Annotated in this window: 16 protein-coding genes; 7 read left to right on the plus strand and 9 right to left on the minus strand. The window is 66.4% G+C overall.

The window, feature by feature from the left end:
- Positions 1 to 82: 82 nt before the first annotated feature.
- The 3 genes from ACZK4H_RS15530 (at position 83) to ACZK4H_RS15540 (ending at position 4,372) form a co-directional block, all read left to right on the plus strand.
- Positions 83 to 2,092 (plus strand): M13 family metallopeptidase, encoded by a 2,010-nt coding sequence (locus ACZK4H_RS15530; RefSeq protein WP_099554982.1) that lies wholly within the window; start codon positions 83 to 85, stop codon positions 2,090 to 2,092.
- Positions 2,093 to 2,217: 125 nt separating this feature from the next.
- A complete protein-coding gene (locus tag ACZK4H_RS15535; RefSeq protein ID WP_099554984.1) occupies positions 2,218 to 2,712 on the plus strand; it encodes a VOC family protein in 495 nt (164 codons plus the stop codon).
- A 76-nt stretch (positions 2,713 to 2,788) separates the two neighbouring features.
- The gene (locus ACZK4H_RS15540; protein ID WP_099554986.1) at positions 2,789 to 4,372 is read left to right on the plus strand and encodes a phytoene desaturase family protein; all 1,584 of its coding nucleotides are present in this window, start codon (positions 2,789 to 2,791) and stop codon (positions 4,370 to 4,372) included.
- A 65-nt stretch (positions 4,373 to 4,437) separates the two neighbouring features.
- Here ACZK4H_RS15540 and ACZK4H_RS15545 read toward each other — a convergent pair whose 3' ends face one another.
- From ACZK4H_RS15545 to ACZK4H_RS15580, 8 genes are all read right to left on the minus strand, one after another.
- Entirely contained in the window at positions 4,438 to 5,028 is a 591-nt protein-coding gene (locus tag ACZK4H_RS15545) for an imm11 family protein (protein ID WP_099554988.1), read from the minus strand.
- 167 nt (positions 5,029 to 5,195) lie between these two features.
- Entirely contained in the window at positions 5,196 to 5,870 is a 675-nt protein-coding gene (locus tag ACZK4H_RS15550; RefSeq protein WP_032128229.1) for a rhomboid family intramembrane serine protease, read from the minus strand.
- Positions 5,871 to 5,963: 93 nt separating this feature from the next.
- Positions 5,964 to 6,392, minus strand: a complete 429-nt coding sequence (locus ACZK4H_RS15555) for an MGMT family protein (RefSeq protein WP_428843478.1) — start codon at positions 6,390 to 6,392, stop codon at positions 5,964 to 5,966.
- Positions 6,299 to 7,219, minus strand: a complete 921-nt coding sequence (locus ACZK4H_RS15560; RefSeq protein WP_099555062.1) for a DMT family transporter — start codon at positions 7,217 to 7,219, stop codon at positions 6,299 to 6,301. Before ACZK4H_RS15560 ends, ACZK4H_RS15555 begins: the two co-directional genes overlap by 94 nt.
- 160 nt (positions 7,220 to 7,379) lie before the next feature.
- Complete coding sequence (gene gorA / locus ACZK4H_RS15565) at positions 7,380 to 8,738, minus strand: glutathione-disulfide reductase (protein WP_099554990.1); 1,359 nt, start codon at positions 8,736 to 8,738, stop codon at positions 7,380 to 7,382.
- Positions 8,735 to 9,985 (minus strand): FAD-dependent oxidoreductase, encoded by a 1,251-nt coding sequence (locus tag ACZK4H_RS15570; RefSeq protein WP_099554992.1) that lies wholly within the window; start codon positions 9,983 to 9,985, stop codon positions 8,735 to 8,737. Before ACZK4H_RS15570 ends, gorA begins: the two co-directional genes overlap by 4 nt.
- A 3-nt stretch (positions 9,986 to 9,988) precedes the next feature.
- Entirely contained in the window at positions 9,989 to 11,233 is a 1,245-nt protein-coding gene (locus tag ACZK4H_RS15575; protein ID WP_099554994.1) for a DUF418 domain-containing protein, read from the minus strand.
- Between the two features lie 99 nt (positions 11,234 to 11,332).
- Positions 11,333 to 11,815 carry an FKBP-type peptidyl-prolyl cis-trans isomerase gene (locus ACZK4H_RS15580; RefSeq protein ID WP_099554997.1) on the minus strand — a complete coding sequence of 161 codons (483 nt, stop codon included), beginning with the start codon at positions 11,813 to 11,815 and terminating at the stop codon, positions 11,333 to 11,335.
- A 111-nt stretch (positions 11,816 to 11,926) separates the two neighbouring features.
- Between ACZK4H_RS15580 and ACZK4H_RS15585 the strand changes: the two genes are divergently transcribed.
- On the plus strand, positions 11,927 to 12,466 hold the full coding sequence (locus ACZK4H_RS15585) for a C40 family peptidase (protein ID WP_049430125.1): 540 nt from the start codon (positions 11,927 to 11,929) through the stop codon (positions 12,464 to 12,466).
- 131 nt (positions 12,467 to 12,597) lie between these two features.
- A complete protein-coding gene (locus tag ACZK4H_RS15590) occupies positions 12,598 to 13,371 on the plus strand; it encodes a C40 family peptidase (protein ID WP_099554999.1) in 774 nt (257 codons plus the stop codon).
- 257 nt (positions 13,372 to 13,628) lie between these two features.
- Here ACZK4H_RS15590 and ACZK4H_RS15595 read toward each other — a convergent pair whose 3' ends face one another.
- Complete coding sequence (locus ACZK4H_RS15595; protein WP_099555001.1) at positions 13,629 to 14,963, minus strand: dicarboxylate/amino acid:cation symporter; 1,335 nt, start codon at positions 14,961 to 14,963, stop codon at positions 13,629 to 13,631.
- A 154-nt stretch (positions 14,964 to 15,117) separates the two neighbouring features.
- On the opposite strand from ACZK4H_RS15595, the gene ACZK4H_RS15600 reads away from it, so the two are divergent.
- Positions 15,118 to 16,824 (plus strand): alkaline phosphatase, encoded by a 1,707-nt coding sequence (locus tag ACZK4H_RS15600; protein WP_099555003.1) that lies wholly within the window; start codon positions 15,118 to 15,120, stop codon positions 16,822 to 16,824.
- Positions 16,821 to 17,366: a WG repeat-containing protein gene (locus ACZK4H_RS15605; protein ID WP_099555005.1), complete on the plus strand. Its 546-nt coding sequence runs from the start codon at positions 16,821 to 16,823 to the stop codon at positions 17,364 to 17,366. The genes ACZK4H_RS15600 and ACZK4H_RS15605 overlap by 4 nt, the downstream gene beginning before the upstream one ends.
- Positions 17,367 to 17,901 lie beyond the last annotated feature (535 nt).

Genomic DNA, 17,901 nt, shown 5'->3' on the forward strand with positions numbered 1-17,901 from the left:
TGCACCGCGACGCGTGCATCCCGCGCCCATGCCCGGCTTGCTATAGTGCGCGCGCCCTCAATCCATCACGGATTCGTTCCACATGCCCAATTTCCGTCCGCTTGCCATCGCCCTGGGCATCAGCCTGGCGACCCTGGTCCCGACCCACGATGCGTTCGCCGCCGCCAAGAAGAAGGCCGCCCGCGCCCCGGCTGTCAGTGCCCAGTGCAGCGACTTCTATGACGCCACCAACGCAGGCTGGCTGAAGGCCAACCCGGTGCCGCAGACCGGTGCCACCACCGCGCTGGGCCAGCTGGTCGACCGCAGCCGCCAGCAGCAGCGTGAACTGCTCGACGCAGCGATGAAGGCGCCGCAGGGCAACGTGCAGAAACTGCTGGGCGACTTCTGGGCCAGCGGCCTGGACGAAGCTGCCGTGGAAGCCGACGGCTCCAATCCGATCGCCCCGCTGCTGACCCGCATCAACGCCATCAAGAAGGCCAAGGATGTGCCGGCTTCGATCGCCGCGCTGCACCAGGTTGGCATTCCCGTAGCCTTCAACTTCGGCCCCGACGTCGATCTGAAGGCGCTGGACCGCCACATCGGCTACTTCATGCAGGGCGGCATGGGCCTGCCGGACCCGGCGTTCTACACCCGCACCGACGCTGATACCGTGGCCCTGATGGGCCGCTACCGCAACTACGTCAAGCAGATCCTGGCACTGACCGGTACCCCGGCCGCCAAGCTGGATGCCGAGTCGCAATCGGTGATCGCGCTGGAAACCGAGCTGGCGCGCAATGCACAGTCGCTGGCCGGCATCAACAACCCGTTCAACAACTACGCGCCGATCTCCACCAAGGAGCTCAACAGCCGCTACCGCAACCTGCAGCTGGATGCCTTCCTGAAGGCACAGGGCGTGGATGACGATCTGGTCTCGCTGGCCGACCCGGGCCTGTTCAAGCAGCTCGACGGCATGGTCACCAAGCTCAAGCCGGACCAGTGGAAGGCCTACCTGCGCTGGCGCGTGGGCGACTCGATGGCGCCGTACCTGTCCAAGGCCTACCGCGACGCCGAGTTCGAATTCCGCGGCCGCGTGCTGCGTGGCGAAACCCTGCCGCCGCAGCGCTGGGAAGACGTGCTGGACGCGATCAACGTGGCCGCCGGCCCGATGGTCGGCCGCGAGTACGCCGCCCGCTACCTGTCGGCCGAGGACCGTCGCCAGGCGGCGTGGATCGTCGACAAGGTGCGCGAAGTGCAGATCGAAGCGGTCAAGAACAGCAGCTGGATGAGCGCCGAAGCCAAGACCGAAGCGCAGGCCAAGCTGGCCGCGCTGAAGATCGAGATCGGCACCCCGCTGCGTGACCTCGATTACAGCGTGCAGCCGATGGGCCGCGGTTCGTTCGGCGGCAACATGCTGATCGCTTCGACCTGGCGCCATCGCGAGGAAATGAAGCGCATCGGCAAGGGCAACGCCGACCGTCGCTGGGACGTGCTGCCGCAGCAGCCGTCGCTGGCCTACGACCTGGCGCAGAACCGGCTGATCGTCACCGCCGCGATCCTGCAGGGCCCCGTGTTCAACGCCAAGGCCGATGCTGCCGACAAGTTCGGCAGCTTCGGTGGCCTGGTCGGCCACGAACTGACCCGTGCCATCGACGCCAAGGGTGCACTGGTCGATGCCAAGGGCGAGCTGCGCAGCTGGTGGACCCCGGCCGACAAGACCGCCTGGACCCTGCTCGGCAATCGCGTGGCCGCGCAGTACAGCGCCTACGACTTCCCGGGCGTGAAGGGGGCCAAGGTCAACGGCACGCTCACCCAGGAAGAAAACCTGGCCGACATCGCCGGCCTGGAACTGGCCTGGGCCGCGTACACCGCGCAGGAGCCGAAGGCCAAGCAGGCTCAGCAGCAGGGCTTCTTCCGCGCCTGGTCGGCGCTTTGGGCGCAGCAGCTGGCACCGAACGAGGCCGTGCGCCGCCTGACTGCTGACATCCGCGCACCGGGCCTGTGGCGCAGCAACGGCACGCTGGCCAACCTGCCGGCGTTCGGCGCTACTTTCAGCTGCAAGGCCGGCCAGCCGATGCAGCGCAGCGAAGCCGAGCAGATCAAGGTCTGGCGCTGAGCCAGCTGCCACACGGGTAATGCAGAGGGCGCCTTCGGGCGCCCTTTTTTTTGCGGGTGCAGCACGATCCCGGGTTAACACCCGGCGTGCTATCGCTGCGGCTTCGTCCATCGCGGAGACCCGACATGGCACACAAGAACACGATCTGCATCTGGTATGACAACGGCGCACTCGAGGCCGCCACCTTCTATGCCAGCATCCTGCCCGACAGCGCGGTGACCGCCGTGCATCACGCACCTGGCGACTACCCCGACGGCAAGGAAGGCAACGTTCTGACCGTCGAATTCACTGTCTGCGGCATTCCCTGCGTCGGCCTCAACGGCGGCACCGCGTTCAAGCACAGCGAAGCCTTCTCCTTCCAGATCCAGACCGAAGACCAGGCCGAGACCGACCGCCTGTGGAACGCGATCGTCGGCAACGGTGGCCAGGAGAGCCAGTGCGGCTGGTGCAAGGACCGCTGGGGCATTTCCTGGCAGATCAGCCCGCGCATGCTGATCGAAGCGGTGACCAGCAAAGACAAGGCACTGGCCAAGCGCGCGTTCAACGCGATGATGCCGATGAAGAAGATCGACATCGCCACCATCCAGGCCGCAATCCAAAAAGGGGACGGAGGGGATTAAGTCGTTTCTCCCCATCGCCGCTGGCCCCGTGCCAATTGCGACTTAATCCCCTCCGTCCCCTTTTCCCGAGGTGTTGATGTCCTGGGATGTGATCATCATCGGTGGTGGCCACAACGGCCTGGTCTGCGCGGCTTATCTGGCGCGCGCTGGCAAGCAGGTACTGGTACTGGAACGTCGCGGCGTCCTTGGCGGCGCTGCAGTCACCGAGGAATTCCATCCCGGCTTCCGCAACTCGGTGGCGTCCTACACGGTGTCATTGCTGCAGCCGAAGGTGATCGACGACCTGCAGCTGCATGCGCATGGGCTGCGCATCGTCGCGCGTCCGGCCAACAACTTCCTGCCATTGCCCGACGACCGCTACCTGCTGTCGGCACCTGGCCGTACCCGGGCTGAAGTCGCGAAATTTTCCGAACGCGATGCGCAGGTGCTGCCAGCGTATGAAGCGCGTCTGGAGATCTTCGCCGACGTACTGCGTGCGTGGGCCCTGCGCGCGCCGCCAGACATCGGCATTGCAGGTGGCTGGCGCGCCCTGCCCGCGCTGTGGCAGATGGGCCGTCTCGGCCGCGAACTGGCAGCGCTGGATGCTTCGCTACGCCAGGAACTGCTGGACCTGTTCACGCTTTCGGCAGCGGAGTACCTGGACCGCTGGTTCGAGAGCGCCCCCATCAAGGCGCTGTTCGGCTTCGACGGCATCGTCGGCAACTACGCCAGTCCGTACACTCCGGGCAGCGCTTACGTGTTGCTGCACCACGTGTTCGGCCAGTGCAATGGCGTGAAGGGTGCATGGGGCCATGCAATTGGTGGCATGGGCGCGATAAGCCAGGCCATCGCCTCGGCCGCACGCCAGGCCGGTGCAGAACTGCGTGTCGATGCGCCGGTGCAACGGCTGCAGATCGAAGGCGGACGCACGGTGGGCGTGGTGCTGGGCGATGGGCAGACTTTGCGCGCGCGTGCGGTGGTCGCCAACGTCAATCCGAAGCTGCTGTACGAGCAGCTGCTGGAACCGGCGCAGGTGCCCGCCCCCACGCGCGAACGCATGGCGCAGTGGCGCTGCGGCTCGGGTACCTTCCGGATGAACGTGGCACTGTCGCGGCTGCCGGAGTTCAGCGCCCTGCCCGGCCCCGGCGATCACCTCAGTGCCGGCATCATCATGGCACCCAGCCTGGACTACATGGATCGCGCCTGGCTGGATGCCCGCCGCGATGGCTGGTCACGCGAACCGATCGTGGAAATGCTGATTCCCAGCACCCTGGACGATTCGCTGGCGCCGCCTGGCCAGCATGTGGCCAGCCTGTTCTGCCAGCACGTGGCGCCGGTGCTGCCTGATGGGCGTCACTGGGATGACCACCGCGAGACCGTGGCCGACCTGATGATCGCCACCGTTGAACGCTATGCGCCAGGTTTCGCTGACAGCGTACTGGGCCGCCAAGTGCTGTCGCCGCTGGATCTGGAGCGTACCTTCGGCCTGATCGGTGGCGACATCTTCCACGGTGCGCTCAGTGCCAACCAGTTGTTCTCGGCACGGCCGATGGTCGGCCAGGCCGGCTATCGCGGTGCCCTGCCCGGGTTGTACCTGTGTGGGTCGGGCACCCATCCCGGCGGCGGCGTCACCGGCGCACCGGGACATAATGCAGCGCAGGTGGTGCTGCAGGATCTGTAGGCAGCCCCTGTGTGAATGCGGTACTCAACCGGCGACTGCATGGATCGTGGGGAGAGCAAACGCGTCTAGCAGTATTCGTAGATAGTTCTACCTTGCGGGGTTAGGTCCAGCGACCTGCAGAAGGCCAATCCCGACAAGCCGCTCTTCATCAATTGCTCTTTCATGCGGTTGCTTACGATGATGGAAGCAGGCCTTTCACGACACCTGACAACATCGAAATCGTCGGGCGACTCTTCCCTGATCACGGTATACAAGAACATATAGCTCGGGTTCGCGGGATCAAAGTTCGTAAGCTCGTACTCGCTCACCGTCATGTCGCAGCAACCGGCGAGGTTCGGGATATTGATCGCGCTGTAGCCTTCTACGACATCGTCACCGAATACAACCGCGGCGTCGAAAAATTCGACATCCGAAGGCGCCAAGGCTTCCAAGGCTGTCCTGAGCTCTCTGCTGACCAGGTCAGGTCCAGTGCTTGAGACAATGTGGTGCTTCCTTAGGCGCTTCAGAGCCGCCCGGCTTGTAGCCTGGTAGGAAAGCACAGGCTCTAGCCCTTCAAGCCGGATGCCCGCCCTGAACAGCAGGTAGTCCTCCGATTCATCATGAGCATAATTCAATAGCCCGTATGAGTTTCCGACAGTCGTCAGCAGATAGCCCATACCGAATTTCCAATTGATGTAAGAAACATCATTCGAAGCCCGGGGATGCAAAGTCAATTACCTGATTGCCTGTGCAACAGCCACTCTCAACGCCATCCGACAACCCGGAACAGCGCCCGGACGTCAGATGATTCTCTGGCACCTACAGCGTCAAATGATCCTTCGGATCATTTGACGCTGCGCAGATGGTTCGGGCGCTTCGGCGGGCCCGGCGGGCGGCGCTTGTTGAACGGCGATTGCCCGCGCCAGTAGCGGATCAGCAGCCAGCCGAACAGCATGCCGCCCAGATGCGCGAAGTGGGCCACGCCCGGCTGCCAGCCGGTCATGCCCAGCACCAGCTCACCCACGCCGAACAGGATCACGAAGGTCCGCGCCTTCATCGGGATCGGCGGGAACAGCAGCATCACCCGCTGGTTCGGGAACAGCATGCCGTAGGCCAGCAGCAGGCCGAACACGCCGCCGGAGGCGCCCAGCACCGTCGCCGGGTTTTCCAGTAGCGTACCCACCAGCAGCTGGCAGACACCGGCACCGGCCACGCACACCAGGTAATACAGCAGGAAGCGCTTCTCGCCCCAGGTCTGCTCCAGTGGTGCGCCGAACATGAAGACCGCCAGCATGTTGAAGAACAGATGCCCGAAGCTGCCATGCAGGAAGCCATAGGTCAGCAGCTGCCACGGCTGGAAATTACCGCCCGGCGAGAACGCGTCGAAGCCCTGCTGCAGCGGTTGCAGCATGAACGGCTCGAAGGTCTGCATGCCGAGCAGGAACGGCTGCTGCAGCAGGAACAGGATCGCGTTGGCGATCAGCAGGGCCTTGGTGACGGTAGGCAGTCGCGGGAACATGGGAGCACCGGCATGGAACGGCCTCCATCATAGCCGCAGCACCGTGTCTTGTTGGCGACCCGCAGGCGTGGCCCGTTCAGTCGCCAGCGGCGCTCAGCCGGGTCCCCACACGGCCGCATCCAGCGCCGCGGCCGGATCGGTGGGCGGCATACGCACCCGGCCCTTCTCCACCACCACGCCTTCGGCGCGTAGCCGCTGTGACTGCTCTCGCCAACCGGCCGACCCTTCTTCCATGGCAATGCGCCCGTCCGAGCGCAGCACGCGATGCCAGGGCAGGTCGGGATCGTCGTTCTGGCCCAGGATGCGAGCGGTCAAGCGCGCACGCCCCGGCAGGCCGGCACGCATCGCCACCTGGCCATAGCCCATCACCTGCCCCGCCGGGATCGCGCGGATCACCGCCAGGATGCGCGCACGCGCCTGCTCCGGCGTCAGCGCCGCAGGCGGGTCACCAGCAATACGCCGATCAGCACCAGCACGGTGCCGGCGATCTGCGCCGGCCCCATCGGTTCGTCGAGCAGCCATAGGCTCATCACGATGGTGGAAACAGGGCCCAGCATACCGACCTGCGCGGCCAGCGACGAACCCACGCGCTGCACCGCCAGCATGATCGCCAGCACCGGCAGCACCGTGCACACGGTGGCATTGACCAGCGACAGCCACTGCACCGGTGGCGGCGCCTGCCACAGCAGCGGCAGCGGATGGGTCACCGCAAAGTGCAGCAGCACCAGCACGCTGGCCACGCAGCTGGCGTGGGCGGTCAGCCGTACCGCGCCGATGCGCGCCACCACCTGGCCGCTGCCGAACAGGTACAGCGCGTAGCTGAGCGCACTGCCCAGTACCAGCAGGCTGCCGACGATGATCTGCCCACCCTCGCGCTGCAGGTCATGGCCGAAGGCCAGCAGCACGCCCAGATAGCTCAGCACCAGCGCGCCGATCTGCCAGCGGCCGGGGCGCTGCCGCGCCAGCAACACGTTGATCAGCAGCACCAGGGTCGGATTCAAGTACAGGATCAACCGCTCCAGCGTGACGCTGATGTACTGCAGGCCCTGGAAGTCGAGCAGGCTCGACAGGTAGTAGCCGGTGAAACCCAGCCACAGCACGCGGACGCGGTCGGCCCAGGACAGCGGCTCGGCCCGGCGCGCGGCCCACAACGCCATCAGCGCGAACAAGGGCAGCGCCATCAGCATGCGCAGCGCCAGCAGCGTGGTGGCATCGACGCCGTGACGCAGGCCGAGCTTGACGATGATGGCCTTGCCGGAGGCGGCGATGGCGCCGATCGCGGCCAGGCCGATGCCCCCCAGCGCGATGCGTGGGGAAGCGGTAGCGATACGGGAGACGGGGCTGGACATCAGGACGACGGCGGGCCGCATAGGGCGGCCCGGAAACGCATGGGGGCACCCATTATCGCATGGGGGCGCCAGGTGACCTGTAGAGCCGAGCCTGCGCTCAGCTGCACCATGTCTGCACGGAACGCAGCCGAGCATAGGCTCGGCTCTACAACCGCCCAGCTCAGCGCATCAACACCACTTCCTCGGCAGACGTCGGATGGATCGCCACGGTATCGTCGAACTGGGCCTTGGTCGCGCCCATCTTCACCGCCACCGCGAAACCCTGCAGGATCTCGTCGGCCGCTTCACCCAGCAGATGGATGCCCACCACCCGCTCTTCCGGGCCCGCGCAGACCATCTTGAACAGGCTGCGCTGGGTGCCGTTGGCCAGCGCTTGCAGCATCGGGCGGAAACGGCTGTGGTACACGCTCACCTGATCGAAACGGGCGCGCGCCTCTTCTTCGCTCATGCCCACCGCGCCCAGCGGAGGATGCGAGAACACCACGCTGGCTACGTTTTCATAGTCCATCTTCGACTGCGGGCGGCCGCCGAAAAGGCGATCCATCAGGCGCCGCGATGCAGCCACCGCCACCGGCGTCAGGCCGACCTTGCCGGCGATGTCACCGACTGCATGCACGCTCGGCACGCTCGTGGTCTGCCATTCATCCACCTCCACCTGTTGATGCTCTCCGATCCCGATGCCCAGCGCTTCCAGGCCCAGGTCACGACTGTTGCCGCGACGACCGGTGGCGAAGAACACTGCGTCGAACACGCTGTCGATCGGGCCGTCATGGCCGAACGCACGCACGCGTTCGCCATCGCGCTGCAGTTCGCGCAGGCGGTAGTCGAAATGGATGCGCACGCCCTGCTGCTTCAGGTTCTCGGCCAGCTGGTCGGTCAGCTCGTAGTCGAAGCGTTCCAGCAAGCGCTTTCCGCGCACAAGCAGGCTCACCCTGCTGCCCAGCGCCTGCAGCAGGCCGGCCAGTTCCACTGCAATGTAGCCACCGCCGATGATCGCGACCTCGGCCGGTGCCGCGCGCAGATCGAAGAAGTCATCGGAAACCAGGCCCAGTTCGGCACCGGGAATATCCGGGCGCAGCGGGTGCGCGCCGGTGGCGATCAGGATGTGTTCGGCGCTGTAACGCACGCCATCGCTGCAGGCCACCGTATGCGCATCAAGCAGATGGCCACGCGCCGGAATGCGCACCACACCGGTTTCATCCAGGCGTTTGTGGTAGCTGACGTGGATATTGCTGATGTAGGCCTGGCGATGGATCACCAGTTCCTTCCACGACAACGCCGGGCGTGCCTCGACATCGAAACCCATCGCACTGGCCAGGCCGATGCGCTCGTGCAGGTCGGCCGCCAGCCACATCGCCTTCTTCGGCACGCAGCCAACATTGACACAGGTACCGCCCAGTTCACCGGGCTCCAGCATCGCCACGCGCTTGCCATGCTGCGCCGCGCGGATCGCACCGGCCAGGCCGGCGGAGCCACCGCCAAGGACAATCAGGTCGTAATCATAGGGTGCAGTGCTCATCGGAATCGCTCGGGTCGGTAAGGGGCAGGATCGATCGCTGGGGTGCGGCCGCAGACGAGATCGGCGATCAGCTGGCCGGTGCCGGCGCTCATGCTGATGCCGAGCATGCCATGCCCCGCTGCAAGCCAGACGTGAGGATGCGCGGGTGCACGGCCGATCAATGGCACGTCGTCCACGCTCATGGGGCGCCACCCGCACCACTGCTCCTGCAGCTGCGCACCGCGTGGCGCGCGCAGGTAGTGGTCGGCGGCCTGCTGCAAAGCCTGCAGGCGGGCCGTGCGCAGCTGCGGATCGGCACCGGCGAATTCCATGGTGCCGCCCAGCCGCAGCGCGTCGCGCCAGGCGATCACGAACACGGAATGGTCTTTCAGCACCACCGGGCGCTGTGGCACCTGCGCCGGTCGCGACCAGGTCAGCGAGTAGCCCTTGCCGGGCTGGATCGGCACGCGCAGATCCAGTTGCCGTGCCCAGTCGCGCGACCACGGCCCGGTGGCCAGCACCAGCTCACGTGCCCGCAGGGTCTGCCCGCCAACCTGCACGCGTACCCCCTGTACATCGTCGCTGAAGCCCTGCACGTCCTTCTGCTCGTCGATCATCACGCCCTGCGCGCGCAGTACACGCGCCAGCTCCGCGGTGTAGCGGTCCGGCCGCAGCTGCGCATCACCGGGAAAGTGGATCGCGCCGGCCAGACGGTCGTGGAAGGCCGGATTGGCACGTGCGTAGCCGGCCCCGTCGATGCAGGCCATGGCGATACCCTGCCTGTTCAGTGCTTCGCACTCGGCCGCGTAGTGGTCGAAGTTGCGCGCATCGCCGAACACATAGTCCAGCCCGCGCGTATCGAATTCGCATTCCAGTGCATGCGCCTGCACCCAATCGGCCAAGCGCAACCGCGAGTCGTTCAGCAATGCACCCCGTGCCCGCGTGGATTGCAGCCAGTCACGCGCGTTGCAGCGCGCACCGAACTGAAGCAACCAGCGCCACAACGCCGGATCCAGCCGGGTGCGCACATACAGCGGCGCGCGCGGATCGAGCATCCAGCGCAATGCGCGCAGTGGCACGCCAGGCGCAGCCAGTGGAGGTGCATGGCTGGGGGTGACGGTGCCGCAGTTGCCGTGCGAGGTTGCCGCACCAATGCGGCCACGCTCGATCACACGCACCTGCCGGCCCTGCGCGCACAGTGCGAGCGCGGCGGCCAGACCGATGGCACCGGCGCCCACCACGATCACATCCTCGCGCGCGCCCAGCATCGATCAGCCCTGCCCGGCTCCGCGCCGCATCGGCGGCCACTGCCGGTAGGTCATCGCGCGCCACAGCCATTCCATCGGCCCAAAGCGGAAGTGGCGCAGCCAGACGTGCGAGATGCCCACCTGCACGGCGAACAGCAGCAGCGCGAACAGCAGCTGCACACTGCGTGGCATCATTTCGAACGCGCCCAGGCCGTAGTGGTAGAACAACCAGGTGCACAGCAGGGACTGGCCGAGGTAATGGGTCAACGCCATGCGCCCGACCGGCGCCAGCCAGCCCAGCCGCGCGCGCCAGTGCACGATCCAGGCCAGGTAGCCCAGGCACATCGGCAGGCCGCCGATCGTCAGCAGCGCCATCGCCGCCGTCACCGGCAGATCGTAGGCACCCGGCGCCAGATACGGCTTCCAGGCAACACCCAACAGCGTGACCAGCAGGCCGAGGGGCAGCGCCACCCAACGCAACACCGCATACAGCCGCGGGAAGCGCTCTGGCGCCGACAGCGCACCGCTACCGGCAAACCAGCTGCCGATCAGGAACATGCCCAGCACTTCCGGGCCGGTGATCAGCATCGCCCCCATCGACGTGCCAAACTCGCTCAGCCGCTGCGCATTGGCCTGCATCCAGCTGCCGTGCCCGTACACCTGGCGCTGCAGATCGATGCTCTGCTGCGCCTCGGTGAGCATTCCCCGCACCTCGTCCGCCGAGGCCATCGACACCATCGCGCCGACCAGCAGCATCATCGCCACGCCGCCGAGGTAGAGCGTCGCGCCCATCCACGGCAGCCAGCTGCGCGGCGCCTCGCGGCAGGCCAGCAGCGGCAACGAGACCAGTGCGTACAGCACAAGGATGTCGCCGGACCAGACCAGCAGCGCGTGGCACAGGCCGATCAGCAGCAGACCGGCACTGCGACGCAGGTAGAACGGGGTGAAATCACGCCCCGCCAGCTCGGCGCGTTGCGCCATCACCGCAAAGCCGGCGCCGAACAACAGCGAGAACAGGGTGAAGAACTTGCCCTGCACGAACACATAGACAAAGGCATCGGCCCAGTAGTCGATGCCATGCCAATGCACGTCGATGGCAGTGAACGCCAGGTCCAGCGGCCCGCTGAAGGCCTCGATGTTCATCAGCAGGATGCCCAGCAGCGCGGCACCGCGCAGCACGTCCAGCACGGCGATGCGTTCGCCGGAGGCCATCGGCTGCAGGGAAGGAGAAGCGGCGTTCACGGGGCATCCGTCGGTCAGGTCCACCATTATGCCGTCGGCCCGCGCGCCGTGGATGGGCGCGCCGTATTCCAGAAACGCAACGGCCCGCCGAAGCGGGCCGTTGCTGACATCACGATCGCGCTGCGATCAGTGGTGGTGACCACCGTCGCCGTGGACGTGGCCGTGATCGATCTCTTCCTGGCCGGCTTCGCGCACATCGACGATTTCCACGTCGAAGTGCAGATCCTTGCCAGCCATCGGGTGGTTCAGGTCCACGTCGACGACGCTCATGCCGACCTTCTGCACGGTCACCGCACGCGGGCCGAAATTGGTCTGCAGCACGACCTGCTGGCCCGGAGCCAGCTTGGTGTTGCCGAAGTGCTTCTTCGGCACGCGCTGGGACAGGCCCTCACGGCGCTCGCCGTAGGCGTCGGCAGCATTGACATCGACGCTGAAGGTCGCGCCGGCTTCCTTGTCCATCATGGCGTTTTCCAGGCCCGGGATGATGTTGCCGTGGCCGATCAGGATCGCCAGCGGCTCGCCGCGGTCCTTGGACGATTCGATCGGCTCCTGGCCGACTTCGGAAACGGTGTAGTGGAAGCGGACAACGCGGTCTTTTTCGATCTTCATGCGCAACTCTGTCTGGATCTGCCGGAGGCAGGCGGGTTGGGGCGGGTTGTCGCCCGGCGGGGACGCCGCCATCATGACGGCCAATCCAAGGTGGCGCATTATCCGGAGATCATGCACATCACGCCAGTTTCGTCCGGCCTGCGCCGGCTTCTCGCCCCGGCCCTGCTGCTGGCCCTGCCCCTGCTGATGACCGCCTGCGGCGGTGGCAAGGCCACCCGCCCTGCGCCGCCCCCGCCAACGGCGAACTGGCCAAAGACCGTGCCGGACAACCCGGAGGCGGCCAACTCGGTGCTGATGCGCGCCATCAGCCTGGTCGGCACCCCCTACCGCTATGGCGGCAACACTCCCGATTCGGGCTTCGACTGCAGCGGCCTGGTCGCCTATGTCTACCGCGAGATGCTGGACCTCAAGCTGCCACGTACTTCGCGTGACCTGGCGGCGGTACAGGGTCCGAAGATCGATCCGCAACGCCTGGCCACCGGCGACCTGGTGTTCTTCGGCAGCCGCGGCAGCGTCACCCACGTTGGTATTTATGTAGGTGAAGGGCGTTTCGTGCACGCGCCAAGCACCGGTGGCACCGTGCGGCTGGACTCGCTCAGCGGCCCCTACTGGAAAGACCACTACACCGGCGCGAAACGTGTCCTTCGCTAAAATGAACAGGCGATATGTTCAAAACTGTGACGCCGATCACCTTGAAACTAACGGATTACTAACGGAATTTTTAACTTATCCGCGCTTTTACAGGGCATGATGCCCCATCGTTTTTTTCCTGTGACCGACGCGTGACGACTGACGACCTGAAAAGCGAAGGCCAGACTTCCGTATCTTCACGCAGTGCCCGCCCGTTGTTGCTTGGCCTGGCGCTGTGTCTGACCAGCCTCCCGGCCTGGTCGCAGACTGCTCCGAACCGTTCCGATGTGACCCCGGCCCCGCTGGCCGAGAACACCGCCCGACCGGCCGCCAAGGCCGAAGCTGCCGCTCCGCAGCGCAGCCGCGTCGACGCCGCCGCCAGCGCTACCCTGGCCGCCCTGCTGCCGCACCTGGCCGCCAACGACACCATTCCGCTGATGGACCGCTCGGCCGTGGTGGCCGGTGACCTCAGCCGCCTCCTCGCCAACTACGACACCAGCAGCGCTGCCAATGGCAGTGTTGTCGGCACCGCGGCCGACAACGGCAAGGTGCAGTCGCTGCTGCGCCGCGCGATGACCCTGCTGGGCACCCCGTACCGTTGGGGCGGCAGCAACCCGGACAGCGGCTTCGACTGCAGTGGCCTGGTCGGCTACGTGTTCCGCTCGGCCCTGGGTATCGAGCTGCCGCGCGTCTCCCGCGAGATGGCGCACGACGACAACGCCGAACTGATCAACGACCGCACTGCGCTGGCGGCGGGTGACCTGGTCTTCTTCGGCCGCAAGGGCCGCGTCGACCATGTCGGCATCTATGTCGGCGATGGCCGCTTCCTGCACGCACCGAGCTCGGGCAAGGACGTCCGCGTGGACACCCTGCTCAGTGGCTACTGGGGCAACAAGTTCATGCAGGCCCGCCGGGTCGACCTCTGACCCGCTGGCGCTACGGCGCCGCCTGAAAGACAAAAAGCCGCTGCCCACGCAGCGGCTTTTTTGTTTGGCCCGCGCAATGGTGGGTAGCTGCCGACCTTGGTCGGCATCGCCCTCATCCACGCATGGCGTGGAGCTACTGTCCTCTGGTGGGTGCCGACCTTGGTCGGCACTGCTTCCACCCACACGCATGGCGTGGATCCACCAGGAGAAAACAAAAAGCCCGCCGGTCAGGGCGGGCCTTTCATCTCCACGCAACCTCAGGCGCGTGGCGGTGTCGGGTCCGGATCGTCCACGCCGACATTGCTGGACGGGTTGTCATACACCGCCTGGTCGAGCAGCCCGGTTTCCTTGGCCACGATCACCGGCACCAGCATCTGGCCCGTCACATTCGTCATCGTGCGCATCATGTCCAGGATGCGGTCGATGGCATACAGGTAGCCGATGGTTTCCAGCGGCAGATTGGCTGCGCTCAGCACCACCGTGGCCATGATCACCGCGGTGCCCGGCACGCCGGCGGTACCGAAGCTGCCCAGCACCGAGGCGATCAGCACCACCACGTACTGTTCCGGGGTCAGCGGCACCCCGCTGTACTGCGAGATGAACACCGCGCACAGCGCCGGGTAGATCGCACCGCAGCCGTCCATCTTGATGCTGGCACCCAGCGGCACCGCGAACGAGCCGTAGTCCTTGTTCACGCCCAGGTTGTGGGTGATCGAACGCAGCGCCACCGGCATCGCCGCGAAGCTGGACGAGCTGACGAAGGCCACCTGCATGCCCGGCGCCGCGCCGCGGAAGAACTTCAGCGGGTTCAGGCCGTGCGCCAGCAGCAGTGCGCTGTAGACCACCACGATGTGCAGGGCGCAGGCCACGTACAGGGCCAGCACGAAATGACCCAGCGGCAGCAGCTTCTCGAAGCCATAGCTGCCGACCAGGCCGGCGATCAGGCCGAAGGTGCCGATCGGGGTGACTTCCAGCACGAAGCGGGTCACCTGGATCATGATGTCGCTCATCTGGCCGACCAGCTTGCGCGCCTCGGTCACCTTCTCGCCCAGCTTGACGATGGCAAAACCCACCAGGCCGGCGAAGAAGATCACCGGCAGGATCGAGCCACGGCCGGCGGCCAGCACGGTCTCACCGGCCGCGTTGACCTTGGTGCCGATGCCCGACAGCGCATAGAAGACATTGGCCGGCACCACGTCCAGCAGCACCTGCACCACGCTGGGCACTTCGCGCGGCACATAGTTGCTGGCCATCGACAGCTGCAGTCCACCGGCGCCAGGCTGCAGCACGGTGCCCACGCCCAGGCCGACGCACACCGCCAGCGCGGCGGTGATCACGAACCACAGGAAGGTGCGGCCACTGAGCGCGGCGACCGACTTCTGGCCGTGCAGCGACGAGATCGCGTTGATGACCGCGAAGAACACCAGCGGCACGGCGATCATCTTGATCAGGGTGACGTACAGCTCGCCGAGCGGGCCGAACCACGTTTCCGCGGCAGGGCCAAGCGCCCAGCCGGCCAGCGCGCCGAGCACGAAGCCACCGACCACGCGCTGCCAGAATGGAATCCGCAGCCAGGCAGAGACCAGCTTCATAGGCAATCCAGAGGGGAAGGAAGGGATGCTGGCACGATAGCCCAAGGCGGCCCGCAGAACGACCGCCCGGCCGGCAAATCAGTGTGTCATCGGCGTGCCTTGCGGCACCGGGCATAATGAACGTCCCGTTACAGTTTGTGAGATCCCAGCGTCCATGCGCCGTTCCGTCTCCCTGTTGGCCGCCTGCGCCACCACCCTGCTGCTGGGCGCCTGTGCCAGCACCACCCCCGCCGCTGCCCCGACCGGCCTGAAGGTCGCCGTCGACCCTGTCGCCCATCCGGCCGGTGAGACGCCGCAGTGGTGGTACCGCAGTGGCGCCGCCCAGGCCGCCGCCAACGGTGCGATGTCCGGCAAGGCCAAGAACGTCATCCTGTTCCTCGGTGACGGCATGAGCCTGACCACGGTGGCCGCCTCGCGCATCTACGAAGGCCAGCAGAAGGGCGGCTCCGGTGAAGAGAACCTGCTGTCCTGGGAGCGCTTCCCGGCCACGGCGTTCAGCAAGACCTACAACACCGATTCGCAGACCCCGGATTCGGCCGGCACCATGACCGCCATCACCACCGGCGTGAAGACCCATATGGGTGCAATCGGCGTCAGTGCCGGCAGCCGCACCGACTGCGCCGACAGCCTGTCCAAGGGCCTGCTGACCTGGCTGCAGCTGGCCGACAGCGCCGGCCTGGCCACCGGCGTGGTGTCCACCGCGCGCCTGACCCATGCCACCCCGGCGGCGACCTATGCGCACTCGCCCGAGCGCAACTGGGAAAACGACACCGACCTGACCGACGCGGCCAAGGCCGCAGGCTGCAAGGACATCGCCCAGCAGCTGCTGTCGACCTCGCGCTATGGCCGTGGCCCGCTGGTTGCCCTCGGCGGCGGCCGGGGTGAATTCACCACTGTGGAAGAGCGCGATCCGGAGTACGACGACAAGGTCGGCCAGCGCCTGGATGGCCGCAGCCTGGTGCAGGAATGGCAGCAGGCACACCCGCAGGGTGCCTACGTCTGGAACAGCAAGCAGCTGGCCGCCGCCGCGAACGCGCCGGCCATCCTCGGCCTGTTCGAGCCGGACCACATGCGCTACGAGTACGAGCGCCCGCAGGATCCGGGCGGTGAGCCGAGCCTGGCCGAACTGACCGCCGCAGCGATCAGGAATCTGGCCAAGCACCAGGAAGGCTACGTGCTGATGATCGAAGGCGCGCGCATCGACCACGCCAACCACAGCGGCAACGCCTACCGTGCGCTGACCGAGACCGTGGCCCTGTCCGACGCGGTGCGCGTGGCCAACGAGCTGACCTCGGCCGACGACACCCTGATCATCGTCACCGCCGACCACTCGCACACGCTGAACTTCGTCGGCTACCCGGCGCGCGGCAACCCGATCCTGGGCAAGGTGAAGGACAAGGGCGGCGAAGATGGCGCCGGCAAGCTGGATTACGCGCTGGACGGCACCGGCCAGCCGTACACCACGCTGAGCTATGCCAACGGCCCGGGCCATACCGGCAGCAGCAACCAGCAGCCGGCCGGCCCGAAGCGCTACCCGCACAACCCGAGCAGCTTCGAACCGGCCAACGGCCGCCCGAACCTGCGCGAGGTCGACACCGAGCATCCGGATTACATGCAGGAAGCGCTGGTGCCGATGAAGTCCGAGTCGCACGGCGGCGAAGACGTCGGTATCTGGGCACGCGGCCCCGGCAGCAAGGCGATCCGCGGCACGCTGGAACAGAACGCGATCTACCACATGATCGTGCAGGCCACGCCGGCCCTGCGCGAGCGCCTGTGCCAGGCCGGCACCTGCGATGACAAGGGCGTGCCGGTTCAGCTGCCGGCACCGACGGCCTTCGAGCGCAAGGCCGAGGCCAAGTGATCGCACGGCAGGCCCGCCCTGCCCCTGCCAGCGGCCGCTCCGCGCGGTCGCTGGCCCTGCTTGGCGTGCTGGTCAGTGCCAATGCAGCGGCACAGGCACCGGCGTGCAAGCTGCTGACCGACGAACACGGGTTGTGGCCGCTGCCCAACTGCGAGGTGGTCGACCACCGGCCGAAGATCCAGCCCGACACGCTGAAGTACCTGAATTTTGATGACCACGGCCTGGCAGTGGTGTACGCCGACCAGGGCTTCCACTACGTCAACCGCAAGGGTCGCAGCCTGCCGGTGCTGACCTGGGACAACGGTCCGGAAACACCGCAGGAAGGCCTGCTGCGCGCCCGCGTCGGCCACCGCGTGGGCTACTTCGACCTGAAGTTCCGCCAGGTGGTGCCCGGCACCTTCGATTTCGGTTGGCCGTTCCAGGACGGCGTGGCCGAGGTCTGCAACGGCTGCCGTCGCGGCACGCCGGATGGCGATGGCCACACGCCGATGGAAGGCGGAGAGCGGTTCCGCATCGACCGATCGGGCCGTCGGGTGAAGTAGGGTTTCGGCAGGGCTGCGCCCTGCACCTGCAGACGCAACGGCAACGGCCGAAGCAACAGCAACAGCGTGCGCTCCGTGGGATGGCGGGGCACTGTGGGTTTGCGGGGACGCCGTAAACCCGTCCCTGGGGGCTTGGTCGCCGCATCCATGCGGCTCACACCCCGCAAACCCACAGTGCCCCGCCTTCGACAGATTCCGGCGGCTGTTGGTAGGTGTCGACCTTGGTCGACACATCTGTCAGATATCGAATGAGTCATCCACGCATGGCGTGGATCTACTGTGTCGACCAAGGTCGACACCTACCAAGGCAATACGTCGTTCCAACAGATCGCGGCCAACTGTCGAAGGCGGGGTGGGTCCGGTTGCGGGAGTGTCCGCGGCATGGATGCCGCGGCCAAGCCCCCAGGGATGGGTTTACGGCGTCTCCCGCAACCGGACCCACCCCGCCATCCTTCAGGAAACCAGCTTCTGCTGTTGCTGTTGCTCTGGCTCGTAGCGGGTGCAGGGCGCAGCCCTGCCGAGCAACCCTATACTT

The organism is Stenotrophomonas sp. 78350_Sma (assembly GCF_056482105.1).